The organism is Allobosea sp. P1_A7 (assembly GCF_056406775.1).
The window spans coordinates 1-17,327 of sequence record NZ_JBFTZN010000211.1; the positions used below are offsets into that span (position 1 = coordinate 1).

Here is a 17,327-nt window from a genome sequence, read left to right on the forward strand (position 1 = left end):
GCTGAAGCAGACCTCCCTGAACACGGATACGGCCGTGGAGATGATAGGGGTCAACAAGTGGTATGGCGAGTTCCATGTGCTGCGCGACATCAACCTGAAGGTGGCGCGCGGCGAGAAGCTGGTGATCTGCGGCCCCTCAGGCTCGGGCAAGTCGACGATGATCCGTTGCATCAACCGGCTCGAGGAACACCAGAAGGGCCAGATCATCGTCGATGGCACCGAGCTGACCAATGATCTGAAGAAGATCGACGAGATCCGCCGCGATGTCGGCATGGTCTTCCAGCACTTCAACCTGTTCCCGCATCTGACGATCCTGGAGAACCTGACGCTCGCCCCGATCTGGGTGCGCAAGATGCCGAAGAAGGATGCCGAGGAGATCGGCATGCACTATCTCAAGCGCGTGAAGATCCCGGAGCAGGCGCTGAAATATCCGGGCCAGCTCTCGGGCGGCCAGCAGCAGCGCGTCGCGATCGCGCGCTCGCTCTGCATGAGCCCRAARATCATGCTGTTCGACGAGCCGACCTCGGCGCTCGAYCCCGAGATGGTCAAGGAGGTGCTCGACACCATGGTGAGCCTGGCCGAGGAGGGCATGACCATGCTCTGCGTCACCCAYGAGATGGGCTTTGCGCGCCAGGTCGCCGACCGCGTCATCTTCATGGATGCCGGCCAGGTCGTYGAGATGAACGAGCCCAACGMSTTCTTCAAGAACCCGCAGCACGAACGCACCARGCTCTTCCTGTCGCAGATTCTCCATTGAGGGCGCGCGGCCCTGCATCCACCGGAGGCCCGGCGCATTCGAACGCGCCTCGCCATGGGGCGCGGCCGGTGTAATCTGCCGGCCCCCTGCCGAGGTGCCATGACTTGAATCACCGCCAGCTTGAGACGTTTGCCGCCGTGATGAAGTCCGGCACCGTCTCGCGCGCAGCCGAGTTGCTCGGCATCACGCAGCCGGCGGTCAGCCGCACCATCGCCGAACTGGAGCGCTCGGTCGGCTTCCTGCTGTTCGACCGGGTGCGCAACCGCATCATCCCGACGCCCGAGGCCAAGCTGTTCTATGCGCAGGTCGAGGCCTCGTTTCGCGGCATGGACACGCTGAGGGCCACGGCAGCCCGCATCCGCGACCATGGCTCGGGACAATTGCGGATCGGCTCGCTCTCGGCGCTTGGCTCGTCGCTGGTGCCCCGCGCCGTCCGGCGTTTTCGCGAGGGCCATCCCGATATCGGCGTCACCCTGATGGTGCTGCCCTCGCGCGACGTGCGCGACGGCGTCGTCTCCGGCCAGTTCGATATCGGGCTCGCCGCCGACGAGATCGATGTCAGCGGCGTGCTGCACCAGCCCTTCGTCTCGCCGCGCGTGCTCTGCGCGATCCCGCGCGAGCATCCGCTGGCCGAGCGCGACCTGATCACGCCGCATGACCTGCACCGCCAGCCCTTCGTCGCCTATGTGCCGGAGGACCGGACCCGCCAGCGGCTCGACCTGGTCTTTCACCAGGCCGAAGTCAGCCCGCATGTCGTGGTCGAGACGATCTATGCCGCGACCGTCTGTGCGCTCGTCGCCGAAGGTGTCGGCATCGGCCTGGTCAGCCCCTATGCGGTCGCCGGCGCCGATATGAGCCGGATCGTGCTGAAGCCGTTCGAGCCGGCCGTGCACAGCAAGAGCCTTCTGATCCTGCCGCTCGACCGGCCAAAATCGCAGCTGGTGCGCGATTTCATCGATTGCCTGCTCGCCTCGCGCTAGTTCGCCGTGCGTCCGTTCGGACGCAAGATGGGCGATCTAGCTCCTTGTTTAAGCATCGGACCGAAAACCGGATTCCACTTTTCGGTCCGATGCTCCAGGTCGCATCGAGCATGCTCTAAACGACGTGACCTGAGCCTGGGAGACATGAGGCCGGGATTGCGGCATCAAGCCGGTCTATCGCCTGCCTGAACCCGATAGGGATGAGAGATCACCGGATGCCCGCGATACCATTGCCCTTCGTGGTGGCGCTGTTGCTGACGATCCTGCTCATCCGGGTCTTCCTTCAGGACAGGACCCTCTTCAAACCGGTCACTCTCTTCATCGGCACCTGCATTCTGCTGGTGGTCACGGTCGGCTTGCGCTGGACGATCGATGCCCCCTGGGTCCGGTTCCTGCAGCCCGTCATGGCGGCATTGCTGCCGCCTATCGCCTGGCTCTGCTTTGCAAGGCTGCGGCAGCCGCCCGCACTGCGATCCTGGCCGCATGTTCTGGCTCCGGTCGCGATCCTCATTCTGTCCTGCCTGTGGCAGCGCTGGCAGGCGCCGATCGACCTCATTCTCGCCCTGCTCTTTCTCGGCTATGGCGCGGCCCTGGTTCGCCACGGCCATGCCGGGCCCGATCAGTTCGAGAGCGTGCGTCTCTCCGATGCCCAGGGCGCGCGCAGGGCGGTTTCCGTCATAGGCCTGCTGCTGATCTGCTCAGGGATCATCGATCTTCTGATCGCCGCGGATTTCGGGTCCCATCAGGGCAGCCACGCGGCCGTGATCGTGGCAGTCGGCAACCTCCTCCTCCTTCCCGTCATCGCCTATGCGATCGCGGTGATCGGCCGCAGCGTCCCGGACGACGAGCCCCTCGATCGACCCGGTCCGGCCCGCACCGTGGAGCCCGAGCATCAGCCGAACGAGGCGGCGTCGGCCTCCGCGACGGAGGAGGACGTCGGGATCATGGCGATGGTCGAGACCGCGATGCGCCAGAAGGCGATCTATCGCGATCCGGACCTGACCCTGAACCGCCTCGCGCGCCGCCTCGGGCTGCCCTCAAGATCCGTGTCGAACGCGATCAACCGCACGCTTGGCCGCAATGTGCCGCAGCTCGTCAATGAATATCGGGTTCGCGAAGCCATGCGCTTGCTCGGAGAAACCGACCTGCCAGTCACGGAGGTGATGTTCGAGTGCGGTTTCCAGACGAAATCGAATTTCAATCGCGAATTCGCGCGCGTGACCGGCACGACCCCGAGCGAGTATCGCCGCGCGGGCGGTGCGCCCGCCGGGGAGACCAGCCGTTCTACGGCCTGACCGGAATGGACCTGGCGAGAAAGCCGATCACGAGAAAGGCGATCTCGCGGTGGATCTCGTCGCGGCCGCGCGGTCCGTCATCCCTGCAGATGATGCCGCTGCCGGGCTCGACCTTTTCGATGAGGGCGACGGCATCCGGCTTGCAGAGCCCGACAAAAGCGAAATGCGTCGCGTCGGGAATGGTGACCGAGGTCGCGGACGGCTTGCGCAGATGCTCCGCGAGATAGCCGGATTCAAACTTCGCGGGTAACCCGTCGATATCGATCCCTGCGCCGATCACAAGCGCCGGCATGTCGAGGCTCGCCAGGCTTTCGGGCGTAAAGCCTCTTGCAAGGCCGAGGTCGAGGGACACGAACGCCTTGAGGCGCGGGTCGGCCAGGTTGCCTTCAAGTTCGCGCTTGTCCAGGCCGAGCTCACCCCTGAGGACACAGACACGCGGGCTGGTATTGGCCTTGCAATCRGTCTCGAACCGTTTCGTGTCGAAGCGTGCCCCGGCCAGTTCCGCAACCGTCCAGCCTCCCAGGGAGTGGCCGATCGCGGCGACCCGGCTGATATCGACCTTGCCCGCGAGCGTCGGATCGCGCTCCACGGCGTCGATGACCCGGCTCAGATCACGCGGGCGCTCCCACAGCATCGCCGCCTGCGCGGGCGGCATGTCGAATGTCGTCGTGCCCGGATGGTCCGGAGCCGCGACGATGCTGCCGCGTGCGGCCAGCTCCGCAGCAAGCCAGGAGAGATTGCGCCAGCTGCCGCCATAGCCATGCGACAGGACGACAAGCGGCAGCTCACCGGAGAGCGGCGCGGCACCGCGAATGACGGGAACCCCATGGAAGGCGGGATTGTCTCCGACGATCTCGGTCTTGCCCTCCTGTTTCGTCGGATACCAGATGCTGACCTGAAGCGGCCGCTTCCCCTTCGGGTCGAGCGTCGTCTGCTGAAACCCAATGGCGTCAGCGGAATGCGCAAGGACCGTGGTCAGCAGCCATGACCCGGCCGCCAGGAGTGAGCGTTGAAGGAGTGAGCGTTGAAACATGGCAGTCTCCGATGGAATGAGCGGCCGGCATGTTTCAAAATCCGCTCTCCCGAGACCTCGAACGCGATCGAGAACGCCGCTTTCCGCCAGATTCCGGCTTCGCCCCGCCCCTCGCCCGTGCGGGCAGCCACGCGGAACCCGGGAGCGCTAGCGGATGCGTCCGGCATGGAAGGGTCCAACAGGTATAAGATTTAGGCATCAAGCTATTTCCCCAGCCTGATTGTCGCGAACCGACCCGCCGCTATCGTGCCTCGCAGCAGGCTCGGCCTGCAGGGATGACCGGGGCCGCGCTGCAGACGGCCGCAGAGCGTGGCGCAGCCGCACCTAATGACAGGGGATTTACCGATGAGCTTTCCTTCCCGGCGCCTGGCGCTCGGTGTCGCCGCCCTCGGACTGGCCGCCCTGAGCGGCTGGACCGCTCAGGGCCAGCAGCCGGATCTCAAGACCCTCTCGGGCAAGACCATCACCATCGGCATTCATAACCGCTCGCCCTGGGGCTACCGTGACAAGGACGGCAATGTCGTCGGCTATCACCCCGACCTCGTGCGCGCCGCGCTTGCCCCGCTCGGCGTCAAGGCGATCGAGTTCACCGTTGCCGATTTCGGCGCGCTGATCCCCGGCCTGCTCGCCAGCCGCTTCGACATCATCGCGTCGGGCGTCGCGATCACCCCGGCGCGCTGCCAGCAGGTGCTGTTCAGCGAGCCCGACCTCTCGGCCGGCGACGGCCTGCTCGTGCTCAAGGGCAACCCGCTCAAGCTGCACAGCTACGAGGACATCGTGAAGAACCCGAACGTCAAGCTCGGCGGCGGGCGCGGCACGGAGAATGCGAAGAACGCGTTGGCCGCCGGCGTCCCCAAAGACCGGCTGCTGCTCTTTCCGAACAACGAGGCCGTGGTCAGCGCCATGCTGGCCGGGCGCGTCGATGCCGCGACACTGTCGGCGCCGAGCGTCGCCGGGCTGATGGAAGCCGGCGGCATGAACGCGATCGAGCGCGCCCTGCCTTTCAAGGGTTATGTCAAGCCGGGCGGGCAGGAATACATGATGGCGACCGCCGTCGTCTTCGCGCCGAAGGACAAGGAACTGCAGGCGCTCTACAACGCCAGGCTCGCGACGCTGAAGACCGACGGCACCATGAAGACGATCATGGCGAAATACGGCTTCACCGATGCCGAGATGCCGCCGGAGGCCTCGACCGCCGATCTCTGCGCGGCGAAGCCGTGAGCGCCGGCCCAAAAACGCCAGCCCGATCATGAGCTTCGCCGACGTCCTTGCCGGGATCTATCAGGGCTTTGGCGTCACCGCCTCGGTGACGCTTTTCGGCATGGCCTATGCCGTGCCCTTCGCCTTCATAGCCGGCGTGCTGCAGTTCAGCACGCGCGGCTGGCCCCATGCCGCCGTCACCGCGGTGATCGAGTTCTGGCGCTCGTCGCCGGTGATCATCCTGCTCTATGCGTTCTATTACACGCTGCCGGGCTTCGGCGTCCGGCTTTCCGGCCTCGCGGTCGGGGGGCTGGTGCTCGGCCTCAATATCGGCGGCTATGGCAGCCAGGCGGTGCGCGCCGCCCTGCAGTCGCTCGACCGCGGCCAGGCCGAGGCCGGACGCTCGCTCGGCTTCCGGCGCTGGCAGATCCTGCTCTTGATCGAGCTGCCGCAGGCGCTGCTCGCGATGATGCCGACCTTCGTCAACCAGTTCATCCAGCTGGTGAAGAGCACGGCGCTGGTCTCGCTGATCACGCTCAGCGACATGACCTTCCGGGCCAAGGAAATCTCGCAGCTCCATTACGACCCGGTGAAGGTCTATACCGGCCTTCTCGTCGCCTATTTCGTGCTCTGCTATCCCGCGACGATCGTCGGGCGCTGGCTCGAGCGCAAGGTCGGCGCCGGGCGGAAATTCGCCCATGACGTTTGACCCTGCCTTCGCCCTCTCGATCGTGCCGCCGATCGCGCGTGCGCTGACCACGACGCTCGCTGTCACGCTGCTGAGCTGCGTGTTTGCGGCCCTGCTCGGCTTCGGGCTGGAAATCACCAGGCGCTCCAGCAAACCGATGCGCTACGCGATGCGCTTCGTCATCGACTTCATCCGCTCCACGCCGGTGTTGGTGCAGCTCTACTTTCTCTACTATGTGCTGCCGGTCTACGGCATCAAGCTGCCCGCCCTCGTCGTCGGCGTCGCCGCGCTCAGCCTGTATTACTGCGGCTATCTCGCCGAGGTGTTCAAGGCCGGGATCGACGGGATTCCCAAGGGGCAGTTCGAGGCCGCCAAGGCGCTCGGGCTCAACCGGTTGAAGACCGTGCTGCTGGTGATCGCGCCCCAGATGCTGCGCAACATCGCCGCGCCGATGGGCAATTACTTCATCTCGATCTTCAAATCGACGCCCTATCTCGCGGTCATCGCCGTGCAGGAGTCCTTCGGTTCGGCCCTCGACATCGCCTCCGACACCTTCCGCTATGGCGAACCGATGGCGGTCGTCGGCGCGCTCTTCCTCGCCATTGCCGTCACGCTCTCCTTCCTCATCCGCAAATTCGAGGCGCGTCTCGCGCTCTCGGCCCAGCGCTGAGTTCTGTCCAGGCCAAGAATCCTGCCCGAGCATTGAATCCAGCCGGGGCGCCGCTTTCTGCCCGGGCATCGCCGCAACCCGCATCATCCGAGACCGATCATGGACCAGGCCTTTCTCGACCAGCTCACGCAATGGCGCCGCCAGCTGCATGCGCAGCCCGAACTGTCCGAGCACGAGCATGCCACCTCCCGCTTCGTGCAGGAGAAACTCACCGAACTGGGCATTCCCTTCGTCGCGGGCGTCGGCGGCACCGGTGTCGTCGCGACGTTGTCCCGGTCGGGCTCGAACCGGACCGTCGGCTTACGCGCCGATATGGATGCGCTGCCGATCCAGGAGCTGAGCACGGCGCCCTACGCCTCGCAGACGCAGGGAGCGATGCATGCCTGCGGCCATGACGGACATACGGTCGCTTTGCTCGGCACGGCCGCTATGCTCGCCGCCGACGAGAGCTGGAAGGGGCAGGTCCAGTTCATCTTCCAGCCGGCCGAGGAAAACGGCGTCGGCGCCAAGGCGATGATCCAGGACGGGCTGTTCGAGCGCTTTCCGATGGAGCGCGTCTTCTCCTTCCATAACTGGCCGGGGCTCGAGGCCGGCACCATCGCGGTGCATGACGGGCCGGTCATGGCGGCGGGCGGGCGCTGGAGCGTCACCCTGCACGGGCTTGCCGGCCATGCCGCGATCCCGCACCAGACCCGCGACCCGATCGTTGCCGCCGGACACCTGATCGTCGCGCTCCAGACCATCGTCGCGCGCAATGTCGATCCAGTCGACGCGGTCGTGCTCTCGATCGGCCAGATCAGCGGCGGCGTCGTCAGCAACCAGATCCCGGAAAGCGTGACGCTGCTCGGCACCTTGCGAACCTACCGGCCCGAGGTGCGCGAGGCGGTGATCAAGCGGATGGAGAGTATCATCGCCGGCATCTGCGAGGCCTATGGCATGCAGGCCGATGTCGAGATCCTGTCGACCGGCAGGCCGATCATCAACACTCCGGCGGAAGCCGCGCTCTCGGTGCAGGCGGGACAGGCGATCGGGGCGCCGGTCCGGCGCGACGTGCGGCCGAGCACCACCGGCGACGATTTCTCCTTCCTGATCAAGGAGCGGCCGGGCGCCTATGTCTGGATCGGCAACGGCCCGGCCGGTCCGGAGGGCGAGCTCCACAATGCCCGCTACGATTTCAACGACGCGATCCTGCCGGTCTGCGTCGGCTGGATGAGCGAGGTCGCCAGGCGCGCGCTCGCGGATGCCGCGTAAGCCATAAGGGCCAGGCATCGTCTCATGCCCGCAGCCTGATTGTCTCGCTTTGCCAGCCGCCTACAGCTTGTCCCTCGAAAGGGATCAAGCCATGCACGACCTCACCCGCTGCGTTCACCACCCGGCCGTCAACGAGGAGGGCTATGCCAGCCTCGCCGTGCCAACGCATCGCGCCTCGACCATCGTATACAAGGATGCCGCGAGCTTCGCGGCCCGCAAATATCGCGGCTTCGACGGCTATACCTACGGGCTGCACGGCACGCCGACGACGCGCACGCTGGAAGCGCAGCTCACCGCGCTGCATGGCGGGGTGCGCACCGTGCTGGTGCCTTCGGGCCAGGCTGCGGTCACCATCGTCATGCTCTCGGTCCTCATGCCCGGCGACAAGGTGCTGATCCCCGACCATGTCTACCCGCCGGTGCGCAGCTTCTGCGAGGAATACCTGAAGCCGCGCGGCATCGATTACGGCGTCTACGACCCGCTGATCGGCGCCGGCATCGCCGACCTGATCGACGACGCCACCAGGCTGGTCTGGGTCGAGTCGCCCGGCTCCGGCACGATGGAGGTCCAGGACGTTCCGGCCATCGTCAAGGCGGCCAAGGCCAAGGGCGTGCTCGTCGGCTGCGACAACACCTGGGCGACGCCGCTGCTCTTCAAGCCTCTGGCCCATGGGGCCGATTTCGCCTGCGAGGCGCTGACCAAATATGTCGGCGGCCATTCCGACCTGCTGCTCGGCTCCGTCACCGTCTCCGACATGGCGCTGCGCGAGAAGATGAAGGAGACGCTGCGCGCCTTCGGCGTCGGCGTCTCGCCGGATGAATGCCAGCTCGCGCTGCGCGGCATCGAGACCATGGGCCTGCGGCTCGCCCATATCGGCAAGATCTCGGAGGATTTCGCCCGGCGGCTGACGCATTCGCMGGCGGTCGAGACGGTGCTGCACCCGGCCCTGCCCTCCTGCCCCGGCCATGCCTTCTGGAAGCGTGACATGGGCCGTTCCTCGGGCGTCTTCAGCGTCGTCCTCAAACCCGTTGCCGAGGCGGATCTCGAAGCGGCGCTGACCGCGCTCAAGATTTTCGCGATCGGCGCCTCCTGGGGCGGCACGCGCAGCCTGATCGCGCCGATGGCGGTCAAGGGTGACCGCACCGTCAGCCCCTGGACGGCGGAGGGCACGGTGCTGCGCATCAGCATCGGCATCGAGGATCCCGACGACCTCTGGAACGACCTCGACGCGCTGCTCGTCGCGCTCGAACGCGGGCCGGCCGCCAGGGTCGCCTGAGACAAAAGATCCGGACCGAAGACCAACGCGGCGGGAGCAGGCTTCCGCCGCGCAGGGAGAACTTTGCCCAGAACCAGCCAGCACAAAGAACGGCAAGAACAAACAGAGAGGGAAGCTTCAATGACACGCCCATTCATCCGGCTTGCGGCCGCCGCGCTCGTCGCGACCTGTACTGCGGCCTCCGCCCAGGCGGCGGACACGCTCAGGACCATTCGCGATCGCGGCAGGATCATCTGCGGCACGAGCAACGGCGTCCCCGGTTTCTCGACGCAGGATGCAGCCGGGCGTTGGCAGGGTTTCGATATCGACATCTGTCGCGCGCTCGCCGTGGCGGTCTTCGACGATTCCGAGAAGGCCGGCTTCGTGCCGTTGAGTTCGAAGGACCGCTTGATCGCGCTCCAGGCCGGCGAGATCGACGTCCTGCCGCGCACCACGACCTGGACGCTCGCGCGCAATTCCGGCCAGGGCGTCACCTTCACGGCTGTGAACTATTATGACGGCCAGGGCTTCCTGGTCCACAAGAGCCTGGGCGTGACCAGCGCGACCAAGCTCGACGGCGCCTCGATCTGCGTGGCGCAGGGCACGACCAGCGAGCTCAACCTCGCCGACTTCTTCCGGCGCACCGGGATGAAATACGAGGTCGCCGCCTTCGGCACCCCCGAAGAGGCGCTGAAGGCCTATGAATCCGGACGCTGCGACGCCTACACCACCGATGTCTCGGCGCTCTCGGCCAATCTCCTCAAGTTCCGCAATCCCGACGAGCATGCCGTGCTGCCGGAGATCATCTCGAAGGAGCCGCTCGGTCCCTGGGTGCGCAGCKGCGACGATGCCTGGTTCAACCTGGTGCGCTGGACGCTGTTTGCCCTGATCAACGCCGAAGAGCTCGGCGTCACCAAGGCCAATGCCAGGGAGCTCGCCGCGAACGCGACCAATCCCGAGATCCGGCGCTTCCTCGGCCGCGATGGCAAATATGGCGAGGCGCTCGGCGTCAGCAATGACTGGGTGGTGCGCGTCGTCTCGGCCGTCGGCAATTACGGCGAGAGTTTCGAGCGTCATCTCGGCCTGAACTCGCCGATGAAGCTGCAGCGCGGGCCCAATGCGCTCGGCGGCGTGACGATGAGCCAATCACACGGCGCAAAGAGCGAGCCGCCTCGGACCTGCGCCGGCAGACGAGGCGGTCCTGCCGCTTGCGCGCCTGACCCTCTGCGACAGCGCGGAATGGGGTTCAGCGCGGCAACTGCTCGGCCAGCTCGTCGAGATTTGTGACCCTGCGGCCAAACCAATGCCGAATGGTCTCCCTGCTGGTCGACAGTTCGATCCCGTCCGGATCGAGGCCGCTGACGCGCCACTGGCCGGGGCCGTTTCCCGCAAGCGCAACGAGAGCAGCGAGGTCGGCGGCCGAGCTGTTCAGGCGATCGATCTCGTCTGCGGCGCGCGACATCAATGCTTCCGCCCCGGAAAGCTCCGTCTTCAAGGCGGCTGCCGTCACTTCATTGGCGTTCTGGGCCGGGCCGCCATTGATCTGCAGGGCCTCGACCTCGACGCGATAGAGGCAGGCATCGGGCAAATCGAGATAGAGCTTCGATTTGGGGTAGCGACGAGCATATCGTTCCTTCGCGTCAGTCTCCTCGGCAGCCGGCATCAGATGCGCGCGGCCGACCAGCGTCAGGCGTGGGCGCGTGAGCGCATCCGGAGCGCCGGCTTCGGCGAGCCCGAGCGAGACACGGTTGTCGGCTTCGATATTCCGAGCGTGAACGGCGAGCCTCGCGACGAAGAAGAACGGAGTGCCGTCCGGCTCGACCGCCAGGTTGGTCGCCATCGTATAGGGATAGCCGCTTTGCGGATCGAGCGTTGCCAGGGCGACGAGCCGCGCCGTTCTCAGCAGGCTCCGGGCTTCCTGCATGGCCTCGAAGGGGCGGGCAGCAGCCAGGTTGAGTTCGATGCCACGGGGCGTGATCGGGGTCGTCGGCTGCAGCTGCATGGTTCGTCTCGCGTGGGTTGAGCGGGCCGAGACCTACATCCCTGCCGCGCTCGACCGATAGCTCCGATGGCGCGAGCCGGCCCTGCTTCAAGGCACCTTGCCTACGGGCCATGGCGCCGTAAGGTCGATTCAACCCCGGCAGATGTGATGCGCCGCTCCGTTGGAACAGGCCCTCATCGGGCGGCCATCGGCGCCCTTCCTCGACCCCGCCCCCGAATAGCTGGCGCATGGGCCTGGCCGCCCCCCCGATCGCGCCGCATGTGACGACCGGCCGACCGGGAGAGATCGACATTCAGCTGGCGGGCCATGAAGCTGCCATGCTGGCCGCCGGTGCCGGCAACCGGTATTCCCGGCGCTTCGGATATCCGCCGCCGCACAAGCCAAGGGAAACAGGCAATAGTCAGCATTCTCGGGGTTTCAGGGAGCCTGCGACGCGGCTCGTACAACAGCGCCTTGCTGCGGGCGGCCCGGGCGTCGATGCCTGACGGGGCGGAGCTGGTCGAGGGCACCATTGCCGGTATCCCGCTCTACAACGCCGATGACGAGGCCGAGACCGGCATTCCGCCMGCCGTTCAGGTCCTGAAGCGGCAACTCGCCCAGGCTGACGGGCTGATCCTGTTCACGCCGGAATACAACAACTCGATCCCCGGCGTGCTGAAGACCGCGATCGACTGGCTATCGCGCCCGGCGAGCGATATCGGCCCGCTCTTTGGTGGCCGCCCCGTCGCGTTTCTGGGAGCCTCGATGGGTGGTTTCGGCACCGTGCTCGCGCAGGAGGCCTGGCTGCCGGTGCTGCGGACGCTCGGCACCCGTCCCTGGTTCGAGGGGCGCATGCTGGTCTCGCGCGCGCAGAATCTGTTCGATGAAGCGGGTGAACTGAGCGACCCCGCCACCCGGGATCGCTTGCGCGGATTTCTGGCCGGCTTTTCTACCTTCGTGGCGTCACAGGCTGGCTGAACGCCCCCGGCGGCGGCGGCCCCCGCGCGGGACCGTCACGCATCCCGAGCCTACAGGCAATCCAGCCGGGTGATAATCACCCCTGTCCTGGCGATCTCGAAACTGCGCCCGTCGACATAGTTCACCAGGGCGCCGGTATCGAGCGTATAGGAGGTGCTGCTCAGGCCCGGGTAAAGACGCCAGACAATCACGGTGTAGCGGTTGCCGTCCCCGTCCTCGCAGGGCTCGCGATAGAGTTCGGTCGGCATGGCCGCGATCGAGCGCGGGCGTGCCGGCAGGATCGCCTTGCGACCGAAAGACCAGCTGGGCCGCCATCTCGGATGATACGCTTTCGGCAGAACACCCATCTTCGACACCGCAACGCAACGATCTGGATCAACGGAACAACCTGGATTCAACGATTGGGCGGCCCGCATGTTCCCTGCCCTTTCGGCCCTCTCGCTGCCCCTGCACTTCCCGGGAGCCAATCCGGGTGGTTGCCTGTGAAGCGCCTTTGCAGCATCGCCGGCGAAGCGGGAATGGCGCCCCGCGCTCTCGGACGAGCCGCGCCCCGTGCTGTTCCGGCAGGCAATTTCGAAGGGTTGCCAGGAAGGGATCGATGGCTGCACACTGCCCTCGTTCTGGGGATGCAGCCACGCCGGAGGCCTCGCCTATGCACGAGATTCCTGTCCTGCTCGCCATCCGGACCGATCGCGAGTTCCGCTTGATCTGCGAGCGGATCGGCCAGCTTGAAAGCAAGCCACCAAGCCCGATCAGAACGATAGAATTGCGCAGGCTCAAGGCAGCCGTGCTGCGCTATGGGCCGCCTGCCTCGCAGCCGCACTGACGGGCGGGCGCGTCCGGCGCTTCAGACCCGCCTGGCTGCGGCCTTGGGCTTGATGAAGACCGAGGTCACGGCGGGTTCGGTCGCCCGGATTTGTCTTTCGATCCGTTCGACGCTCGCCTCGATCCCGCTCGTGGTCAGATCATCCTCGAACTCGAGGCTCAGCGCGACGACGATCTCGTTGGGACCGAGATGGACCGTCGTCATGCCATTGACCGTCCTGACCTCTTCGTCGGCACGGACGATCTCCAGGATGGCGCGCTGAACCTCCGGAATGGCGGCCTCGCCGAGCAGCAGTGCCTTGCTTTCACGGGCGAGAAAGATGGCGGTGGTTCCCAGAACGGCCGCGATGCCGAGCGAGGCGACGCCATCCAGGATCGGCTGATCGAACCATGCGGCCGCCGTGATGCCGACGAATGCGATGGCAAGGCCGATCACTGCCGCGGAATCCTCGAAGAGAACGGAGAAGACGGTCGGATCCTTGCTCTGACGGACCGCATCGAGGTAGCCGAGCCTACCTTTGGTCTTGCGGAATTMCTTGAGTGCGACGCGCCAGGAATAGCCCTCGAAGACGAGCGACAGCCCGAGCACGACGTAGTTCACCAGGAGATTTGTCGCGTGGTGGGGCTCGAGGATGTGAAGAACACCCTCGTAGAAGGACACGCCGGCTCCGACGGCAAAGACCATCAGGGCGACGATGAAGCTCCAGAAATAGAGTTCGCGACCGTGCCCGAGCTGGTGCAAGGCGTCAGGCGGGCGCGCCGCGCGCCTCAGGCCATAGAGCAGGAGCAGGCCATTGCCGGTGTCGACTAGGGAATGGATGCCCTCGGACAGCATCGCCGAGCTGCCGGTATAGGCGGCCGCCCCGAACTTCGTCACCGCGATCAGCAGATTTCCAGCGAGGGCGGCGTAGATCACCCTGTGCGAGCCGGTATGTGCAGCCATGCCGGTGATCCCCGCCTGGTTCGGTCAGAGCCGCGAAGGGCTCGCCCGGTGCCGCCCTAATGGGTCAACGTACTCACTTCTTCCTGGGTCAGCGGCTCGCCATCGGCGGTAATCTGTTCCACCCGTCCTTCGAACAGGTCCTCTGCGACGGCCTCCAGGGCGTGTTCGATCGATGGATAATCCATCCAGTAGACAGTCTCGGCTTCGCCGGCAGGTTTGTCACGCGCACGGAGCAGCACGCCGATCTCGACGCCGGCGTATTTTGCGATCACGTCGACGGGTCTCATGGGGCTCGCTCCTCCGTTGCGTGTCGAAACGGAACTACCGGGGTGAGGCGCTGGTTCCGTATCGCCCGGGAGCGGAGCGCAAGCGCGCAGCGTCGAAGGCCGGCCAGGGGACGGGAGCGGACGCCAGGCCGGTCCATGAGCGACGCCGCACTGGGACCTGCTCGCAGGGGCGCAGTGCCGATGCCGCCGCCCACCCTTCCCCTTCCATACTCCCGCCATGTTTTGGGGGCGCAGTCCGTCCTGCGATGACGCCCGATCGGCGAATATCATGCTCCGTCCCGTGCCTCTGATCAGCCAACGATTTGCCAACGCGCTGGGGAGACCGCCATGCGTGCCGATGGCTCCAGCGGTGGTTCCGGCCGCGGACTTCCGAGCCCCCGAAATGGGCATTCCCGGCGGTGTGGTGCCGGATAGACAGCTTCATCAGCACGACCAGGGCAGGCCGAGGAGGATGCGCGATGCATGATCTCACCATAAACGGCCACTCCCTCGCGGTTGATGCCCCCGACGACATGCCGCTGCTCTGGGTAATCCGGGATATTCTCGGCATGACCGGAACCAAATTCGGGTGCGGGATCGCCCAATGTGGCGCCTGTACCGTTCATATCGACGGCGAGCCGACCCGCTCCTGCATCACGGCGATCAGCGATGCCGCGGGCAAGTCCGTTACGACGATCGAGGCGATCAGTGAGACGCCAGCCGGCAAGGCGATCCAGGCGGCCTGGTTGAACCTGGAAGTCGTGCAATGCGGCTACTGCCAATCCGGGCAGATCATGTCGGCGAGCGCGCTCCTCGCCGGCAATCCAAAGCCCACGGACGCCGATATCGACGCCGCCATGTCCGGCAATATCTGTCGCTGCGGCACCTATTTGCGCATTCGCGAAGCCATCAAACAGGCCGCGGCCATCGCTGGCGCGCGGTGAGGGCCAGAGCCATGGCACATGCAGAGAATCTCGGGGATCTCGTCGTTTCGCGTCGTGCATTCCTCCATGCCAGCGCTGCCGTCGGCGGCGGATTGATGATCGGTTGGCCCTTGCAGGCGGGTGCCCAGCCAGCCGATCCCGCGCAAGCGAAACCTTTTGCGCCCGGGGCCTTCATCCGCATCGACCGCATGGGAAAGGTGACCGTCATCTCCCCGATGATCGAGATGGGTCAGGGCACCTACACCTCGCTGCCGATGCTGGTCGCCGAGGAGCTCGACGTCGACATGAGCAATGTCGCGGTCGAGCCCGCCCCAGCGAATGCAAAGCTCTACGGCAATCCCCTGATCTCCGGCGTGCAGATGACGGGCGGCTCGACCTCGATCCGCGCATTCTATCTGCCGCTGCGCCAGGCTGGTGCGGCCGCCCGGTCCATGCTGATTGCCGCAGCCGCCGCGAGGCTGAAGGCGGATGCGAGCAGTCTGACGACGCAGCCGGGCTATGTCGTCCACGCCGCGAGCAGCCGCCGGATCGGCTATGGCGAGCTCGTGGACGCTGCGGCCAAGCTCTCGATACCGAGCGATGTCACGCTCAAGGATCCCGGCAGCTTCCGGATCATCGGCACGCCGGCCAAGCGGCTCGATGCCTCGGCCAAGGTCAACGGCACGGCGATCTACGGCATCGACGTCAGGTTGCCCGGCATGAAGGTCGCCACCGTCTCCGCCTCTCCGGTGTTCGGCGGCACGGTCGCATCCTTCGATGAGGCGGCAGCGCTCAAGGTTCCGGGCGTCCATCAGGTCGCGAAGCTCGACAACGCCATTGCCGTCATCGCCGATCACTATTGGGCGGCGAAGCAGGGCCTGGAGGCCTGCGCTGTCAGGTTCGACGATGGACCGCATGCGGCCACCTCGATGGCCGACATCGTGGCCGCCCTCGCAACGGCTTCGGAAAGCCCCGGCGCCGTTGCCACAAGCGAAGGTGACGCGACTGCCGCCCTCGCCAAGGCGGCGACCAGGGTCGCGGCGATCTACGAGGCCCCGTTCCTGGCCCACGCCACAATGGAGCCGATCAACTGTACCGCCGAGGTCACGAGCGACGGCTGCGATATCTGGGTCGGCTCGCAGGTTCCCGATATCGCCCAGCTCGTCGTCTCGAAACATCTCGGACTGAAGCCGGAGCAGGTGCGGATTCACAACCACCTGATCGGCGGCGGTTTCGGGCGCCGGCTCGAAGTCGACTTCATCGCCCAGGCGGCGCTCATCGCCAAGCAATCCAAGGGCCCGGTCAAGGTTGTCTGGAGCCGGGAAGAGGACATCCAGCACGACATGTACCGGCCCTATTACTACGACCGGATCAGTGCCGGGCTCGATGCCCAGGGCATGCCGGTCGCCTGGAGCCACCGCATCGCCGGCTCGTCGATCATGGCCCGCTACTTCCCGTCGGCCGTCAAGGACGGCGTCGATCCCGATGCGGTGGAAGGGGCAGCCGAAATCCCCTACGCAATCGCGAACATGCATGTCGATTATGTCCGGGTCGAACCCCCGGGAATTCCGACCGCGTTCTGGCGCGGCGTCGGTCCCACCCATAATGTCTATGTGGTCGAGAGCTTCATCGACGAACTCGCCGCGGCCGCGAAGAAGGATCCGCTCGACTATCGACGCGCCCTTCTGGCTGGGAATCCGCGTGCGCTCCATGTGCTGGAACGTGCCGCGCAGATGGCAGGATGGGCCAAACCGCTGGGGCCACGCCAGGGGCGCGGCATCGCCTTGTCGCAATCCTTCGGCAGCTATCTCGCCGAGGTCGCCGAGGTGACGGTCTCGAAGAGCGGCGATGTCCATGTCGACCGCGTCGTCGCGGTCGTCGATTGCGGGGTCGCCGTCAATCCCAACACCATCGCGGCGCAGATCGAAAGCGGCGTCGTCTTCGGCATCACCGCGGCCTTGTACGGCGAGATCACCCTCAAGGATGGCAGGGTGGAGCAGACCAATTTCGACACCTACCAGATGCTCCGCATCGATGCGGCCCCGACGATCGAGGTCGAGATCGTGGCGAGCAGCGAGGCGCCCGGCGGGCTTGGCGAGCCCGGCACGTCGGCGCTCGCGCCCGCGGTGCTGAATGCGGTCCATGCGGCAACCGGCATCCGGCTCCGCAAGCTGCCGATCAAGCCCGAGATGCTGACGGCTGGGTGATCGCCAGCAGGTCCCGGCCCGATGCCCCACTGGTCGGCCGGGCCGTCGCCACGACAGCAGGGGCTGGCTGCCAAC

At 66.1% G+C, this 17,327-nt stretch carries 18 protein-coding genes; 13 read left to right on the forward strand and 5 right to left on the reverse strand.

The window, feature by feature from the left end; all coding sequences use genetic code 11:
* The first annotated feature begins 40 nt into the window (after positions 1 to 40).
* From AC1D34_RS27455 to AC1D34_RS27465, 3 genes are all read left to right on the forward strand, one after another.
* Positions 41 to 757, forward strand: a complete 717-nt coding sequence (locus AC1D34_RS27455) for an amino acid ABC transporter ATP-binding protein (protein WP_476825915.1) — start codon at positions 41 to 43, stop codon at positions 755 to 757.
* 104 nt (positions 758 to 861) lie between these two features.
* A complete protein-coding gene (locus tag AC1D34_RS27460; RefSeq protein ID WP_441492961.1) occupies positions 862 to 1,737 on the forward strand; it encodes a LysR substrate-binding domain-containing protein in 876 nt (291 codons plus the stop codon).
* 215 nt (positions 1,738 to 1,952) lie between these two features.
* Positions 1,953 to 3,032 carry a helix-turn-helix domain-containing protein gene (locus tag AC1D34_RS27465; protein ID WP_476825904.1) on the forward strand — a complete coding sequence of 360 codons (1,080 nt, stop codon included), beginning with the start codon at positions 1,953 to 1,955 and terminating at the stop codon, positions 3,030 to 3,032.
* Here the strand turns inward: AC1D34_RS27465 and AC1D34_RS27470 are convergent.
* Positions 3,022 to 4,065, reverse strand: a complete 1,044-nt coding sequence (locus AC1D34_RS27470) for an alpha/beta hydrolase family protein (protein ID WP_476825905.1) — start codon at positions 4,063 to 4,065, stop codon at positions 3,022 to 3,024. The genes AC1D34_RS27465 and AC1D34_RS27470 overlap by 11 nt on opposite strands.
* A gap of 345 nt (positions 4,066 to 4,410) precedes the next feature.
* On the opposite strand from AC1D34_RS27470, the gene ehuB reads away from it, so the two are divergent.
* The 6 genes from ehuB to AC1D34_RS27500 all read left to right on the forward strand — a co-directional run bounded on the left by ehuB (position 4,411) and on the right by AC1D34_RS27500 (position 10,416).
* The gene (gene ehuB / locus AC1D34_RS27475; RefSeq protein ID WP_476825906.1) at positions 4,411 to 5,286 is read left to right on the forward strand and encodes an ectoine/hydroxyectoine ABC transporter substrate-binding protein EhuB; all 876 of its coding nucleotides are present in this window, start codon (positions 4,411 to 4,413) and stop codon (positions 5,284 to 5,286) included.
* Between the two features lie 28 nt (positions 5,287 to 5,314).
* Positions 5,315 to 5,974, forward strand: a complete 660-nt coding sequence (locus AC1D34_RS27480; protein ID WP_476825907.1) for an amino acid ABC transporter permease — start codon at positions 5,315 to 5,317, stop codon at positions 5,972 to 5,974.
* Complete coding sequence (ehuD, locus tag AC1D34_RS27485; RefSeq protein WP_476825908.1) at positions 5,964 to 6,623, forward strand: ectoine/hydroxyectoine ABC transporter permease subunit EhuD; 660 nt, start codon at positions 5,964 to 5,966, stop codon at positions 6,621 to 6,623. The genes AC1D34_RS27480 and ehuD overlap by 11 nt, the downstream gene beginning before the upstream one ends.
* A gap of 99 nt (positions 6,624 to 6,722) precedes the next feature.
* Positions 6,723 to 7,874 (forward strand): amidohydrolase, encoded by a 1,152-nt coding sequence (locus tag AC1D34_RS27490; RefSeq protein ID WP_476769930.1) that lies wholly within the window; start codon positions 6,723 to 6,725, stop codon positions 7,872 to 7,874.
* A 91-nt stretch (positions 7,875 to 7,965) separates the two neighbouring features.
* On the forward strand, positions 7,966 to 9,150 hold the full coding sequence (gene metC / locus AC1D34_RS27495; protein WP_476825909.1) for a cystathionine beta-lyase: 1,185 nt from the start codon (positions 7,966 to 7,968) through the stop codon (positions 9,148 to 9,150).
* Positions 9,151 to 9,270: 120 nt separating this feature from the next.
* Complete coding sequence (locus AC1D34_RS27500; RefSeq protein WP_476825910.1) at positions 9,271 to 10,416, forward strand: amino acid ABC transporter substrate-binding protein; 1,146 nt, start codon at positions 9,271 to 9,273, stop codon at positions 10,414 to 10,416.
* On the opposite strand, the gene AC1D34_RS27505 is transcribed toward AC1D34_RS27500, so the two are convergent.
* Positions 10,376 to 11,131, reverse strand: a complete 756-nt coding sequence (locus AC1D34_RS27505) for a HugZ family pyridoxamine 5'-phosphate oxidase (protein WP_476825911.1) — start codon at positions 11,129 to 11,131, stop codon at positions 10,376 to 10,378. The genes AC1D34_RS27500 and AC1D34_RS27505 overlap by 41 nt on opposite strands.
* Positions 11,132 to 11,527: 396 nt before the next feature.
* Between AC1D34_RS27505 and AC1D34_RS27510 the strand changes: the two genes are divergently transcribed.
* Positions 11,528 to 12,088: an NADPH-dependent FMN reductase gene (locus AC1D34_RS27510; RefSeq protein WP_476825916.1), complete on the forward strand. Its 561-nt coding sequence runs from the start codon at positions 11,528 to 11,530 to the stop codon at positions 12,086 to 12,088.
* A 50-nt stretch (positions 12,089 to 12,138) separates the two neighbouring features.
* Here AC1D34_RS27510 and AC1D34_RS27515 read toward each other — a convergent pair whose 3' ends face one another.
* A complete protein-coding gene (locus AC1D34_RS27515; protein ID WP_441492949.1) occupies positions 12,139 to 12,336 on the reverse strand; it encodes a hypothetical protein in 198 nt (65 codons plus the stop codon).
* Between the two features lie 404 nt (positions 12,337 to 12,740).
* On the opposite strand from AC1D34_RS27515, the gene AC1D34_RS27520 reads away from it, so the two are divergent.
* Complete coding sequence (locus AC1D34_RS27520; RefSeq protein WP_476776902.1) at positions 12,741 to 12,914, forward strand: hypothetical protein; 174 nt, start codon at positions 12,741 to 12,743, stop codon at positions 12,912 to 12,914.
* A 21-nt stretch (positions 12,915 to 12,935) separates the two neighbouring features.
* Here the strand turns inward: AC1D34_RS27520 and AC1D34_RS27525 are convergent, their stop codons facing one another.
* Positions 12,936 to 13,856 carry a cation diffusion facilitator family transporter gene (locus AC1D34_RS27525; protein ID WP_476825912.1) on the reverse strand — a complete coding sequence of 307 codons (921 nt, stop codon included), beginning with the start codon at positions 13,854 to 13,856 and terminating at the stop codon, positions 12,936 to 12,938.
* A gap of 56 nt (positions 13,857 to 13,912) precedes the next feature.
* Positions 13,913 to 14,143: a hypothetical protein gene (locus tag AC1D34_RS27530; RefSeq protein WP_476825913.1), complete on the reverse strand. Its 231-nt coding sequence runs from the start codon at positions 14,141 to 14,143 to the stop codon at positions 13,913 to 13,915.
* Between the two features lie 458 nt (positions 14,144 to 14,601).
* Here AC1D34_RS27530 and AC1D34_RS27535 point away from each other — a divergent pair, with 458 nt between their 5' ends.
* Complete coding sequence (locus tag AC1D34_RS27535; RefSeq protein ID WP_441506884.1) at positions 14,602 to 15,066, forward strand: (2Fe-2S)-binding protein; 465 nt, start codon at positions 14,602 to 14,604, stop codon at positions 15,064 to 15,066.
* 11 nt (positions 15,067 to 15,077) lie between these two features.
* Entirely contained in the window at positions 15,078 to 17,252 is a 2,175-nt protein-coding gene (locus AC1D34_RS27540; protein ID WP_476825914.1) for a xanthine dehydrogenase family protein molybdopterin-binding subunit, read from the forward strand.
* Positions 17,253 to 17,327: the final 75 nt, after the last annotated feature.

What these genes read in the sequence shown, in the direction of transcription:
- AC1D34_RS27465 (WP_476825904.1), top strand. Translation starts at nt 1,953, where the DNA reads ATGCCCGCGATACCATTGCCCTTCGTGGTGGCGCTGTTGCTGACGATC.
- ehuB (WP_476825906.1), top strand. Translation starts at nt 4,411, where the DNA reads ATGAGCTTTCCTTCCCGGCGCCTGGCGCTCGGTGTCGCCGCCCTCGGA.
- AC1D34_RS27480 (WP_476825907.1), top strand. Translation starts at nt 5,315, where the DNA reads ATGAGCTTCGCCGACGTCCTTGCCGGGATCTATCAGGGCTTTGGCGTC.
- ehuD (WP_476825908.1), top strand. Translation starts at nt 5,964, where the DNA reads ATGACGTTTGACCCTGCCTTCGCCCTCTCGATCGTGCCGCCGATCGCG.
- AC1D34_RS27490 (WP_476769930.1), top strand. Translation starts at nt 6,723, where the DNA reads ATGGACCAGGCCTTTCTCGACCAGCTCACGCAATGGCGCCGCCAGCTG.
- AC1D34_RS27505 (WP_476825911.1), bottom strand. Translation starts at nt 11,131, where the DNA reads ATGCAGCTGCAGCCGACGACCCCGATCACGCCCCGTGGCATCGAACTC.
- AC1D34_RS27515 (WP_441492949.1), bottom strand. Translation starts at nt 12,336, where the DNA reads ATGCCGACCGAACTCTATCGCGAGCCCTGCGAGGACGGGGACGGCAAC.
- AC1D34_RS27520 (WP_476776902.1), top strand. Translation starts at nt 12,741, where the DNA reads ATGCACGAGATTCCTGTCCTGCTCGCCATCCGGACCGATCGCGAGTTC.
- AC1D34_RS27530 (WP_476825913.1), bottom strand. Translation starts at nt 14,143, where the DNA reads ATGAGACCCGTCGACGTGATCGCAAAATACGCCGGCGTCGAGATCGGC.
- AC1D34_RS27535 (WP_441506884.1), top strand. Translation starts at nt 14,602, where the DNA reads ATGCATGATCTCACCATAAACGGCCACTCCCTCGCGGTTGATGCCCCC.
- AC1D34_RS27540 (WP_476825914.1), top strand. Translation starts at nt 15,078, where the DNA reads ATGGCACATGCAGAGAATCTCGGGGATCTCGTCGTTTCGCGTCGTGCA.